General features: G+C 54.4%; 1 tRNA gene and 2 rRNA genes (1 of these 3 cut by a window edge). All 3 read right to left on the reverse strand.

Annotated elements, in window-relative coordinates:
* Positions 1 to 77: transfer RNA gene (locus tag HOY34_RS21565), tRNA-Met, on the reverse strand.
* A 67-nt stretch (positions 78 to 144) separates the two neighbouring features.
* Positions 145 to 259, reverse strand: a 5S ribosomal RNA gene (gene rrf, locus HOY34_RS21570).
* Between the two features lie 125 nt (positions 260 to 384).
* A 23S ribosomal RNA gene (locus HOY34_RS21575) occupies positions 385 to 2,500 on the reverse strand; it runs 721 nt beyond the window's last position.

The following is a 2,500-nucleotide window of genomic DNA, read 5'->3' on the forward strand; positions in this document are numbered from 1 at the left end:
TGGTTGCGGGGACAGGATTTGAACCTGTGACCTTCAGGTTATGAGCCTGACGAGCTACCTGGCTGCTCCACCCCGCGGCCGTATCCCCTCGGGGTTAGTATGAGGGGAGTTTGTATCGTATTGGAGAGAGAAGTCTCTGATCAGGTTTGGCGGTGACCTACTCTCCCACGTCTTAAGACGCAGTACCATTGGCGTAGTGGCCCTTAACGGCCGAGTTCGGGATGGGATCGGGTGTTTAGCCACCACTATGACCACCAAACCGGAACAGAGACTTGCCAGCTTAACTGGCGAACATCGATGTATTGTTCAGGTCTGTGCGACTTTTGGTGCTTGTATATGGCTGTCTGTCGGTAAGCGAGGCGTGTTGCCTTGCTTTTACCGGATCAAATCAAGCCAATCGGGCAATTAGTACCAGTCAGCTGAATGCATTGCTGCACTTACACCTCTGGCCTATCGACGTGGTGGTCTTCCACGGCCCTCAAGGGAGGCCTAGTTTTGAAGGGGGCTTCACGCTTAGATGCCTTCAGCGTTTATCCTGTCCGAACATAGCTACCCAGCACTACCGTTGGCACGATAACTGGTCCACCAGTGGTTCGTTCAACCCGGTCCTCTCGTACTAGGGTCAACTCTTCTCAAGCCTCCTGCACCCACGGCAGATAGGGACCGAACTGTCTCACGACGTTCTAAACCCAGCTCACGTACCTCTTTAAACGGCGAACAGCCGTACCCTTGGGACCTGCTCCGGCCCCAGGATGAGATGAGCCGACATCGAGGTGCCAAACGATGCCGTCGATATGGACTCTTGGGCATCATCAGCCTGTTATCCCCAGAGTACCTTTTATCCGTTGAGCGATGGCCCTCCCACTTGGGACCACCGGATCACTATGGCCGACTTTCGTCTCTGCTCGACTTGTCAGTCTCGCAGTCAGGCTGGCTTCTGCCATTGCACTCAACGACCGATTTCCGACCGGTCTGAGCCAACCTTCGCGCGCCTCCGTTACGATTTGGGAGGCGACCGCCCCAGTCAAACTCCCCACCATGCAGGGTCCCGGACCCGGATAACGGGCCGCGGTTAGACATCAAGAAGGCGAAGGGTGGTATCTCAAGGATGGCTCCACAGAGACTGGCGTCCCTGCTTCAATGCCTACCACCTATCCTGCACATCACATTCCTGATGCCAATGCAAAGCTAGAGTAAAGGTTCATGGGGTCTTTCCGTCTAACCGCGGGTAGTGTGCATCTTGACACACAGTTCAATTTCGCTGAGTCCACGTTTGAGACAGCGGGGAGATCGTTACGCCATTCGTGCAGGTCGGAACTTACCCGACAAGGAATTTCGCTACCTTAGGACCGTTATAGTTACGGCCGCCGTTTACCGGGGCTTCAATTCAGAGCTTGCACCCCTCCTTTTAACCTTCCGGCACCGGGCAGGCGTCAGACCCTATACGTCGTCTTACGACTTCGCAGAGCCCTGTGTTTTAAGTAAACAGTCGCCACCCCCTGGATTGTGCCCCCCGCCCATACTTGCGTACAGACGGGGCTCCCTTCTCGCGAACTTACGGGAGCATTTTGCCGAGTTCCTTAAACGTGGTTCTCTCAAGCGCCTTGGTATACTCTACCTGTCCACCTGTGTCGGTTTAGGGTACGGTCTGATGGAGGGCTATTTCCAGGAACCTCTGAACGGCCTTCCCAATCCGATAAGGGAAGACAATCTTCGAGATCCGTCACATCCTCCTGGCCACGGAATATTAACCGTGTTCCCATCGACTACGCCTTTCGGCCTCGCCTTAGGGGCCGGCTTACCCTGCTCAGATTAGCTTTAAGCAGGAACCCTTGGACTTTCGGCGAGAGGGTCTCTCACCCTCTTTGTCGCTACTCATGTCAACATTCTCACTTCTGATCTCTCCACCGGATGCCTTACAGCCCGGCTTCACAGAAAGAACAGTGTCTCTGCGTTAATCCATTGCTGGGTTAACAAGAGACAGCGTTCTATATCACAGAACGCTCCGCTACCACGCACATCGCTGTGCATCCCGAGCTTCGGCTCATGGCTTGAGCCCCGATACATCTTCGCCGCAGGACAGCTTATCTAGACCAGTGAGCTGTTACGCTATCTTTAAAGGATGGCTGCTTCTAAGCCAACCTCCTGGTTGTTTTGGCCGTCCCACATGCTTTCCCACTTAGCCATGAATTAGGGGCCTTAGCTGCAGGTCAGGGTTGTTTCCCTCTTCACGACGGACGTTAGCACCCGCCGTGTGTCTCCCGGATATTACTCATCGGTATTCGGAGTTTGGTTAGGCTCAGTAAGTCTGTGGGACCCCATTGCCCATCCAGTGCTCTACCCCCGATGGTATTCGTCCGAGGCGCTACCTAAATAGCTTTCGCGGAGAACCAGCTATCTCCAGGTTTGATTAGCCTTTCACCCCTAGCCACAAGTCATCCAGACCCTTTTCAACGGGTGTTGGTTCGGACCTCCAGTAAGTGTTACCTTACCTTCATCC

The organism is Pseudogemmobacter hezensis (assembly GCF_013155295.1).
GTDB lineage: Bacteria > Pseudomonadota > Alphaproteobacteria > Rhodobacterales > Rhodobacteraceae > Pseudogemmobacter > Pseudogemmobacter hezensis.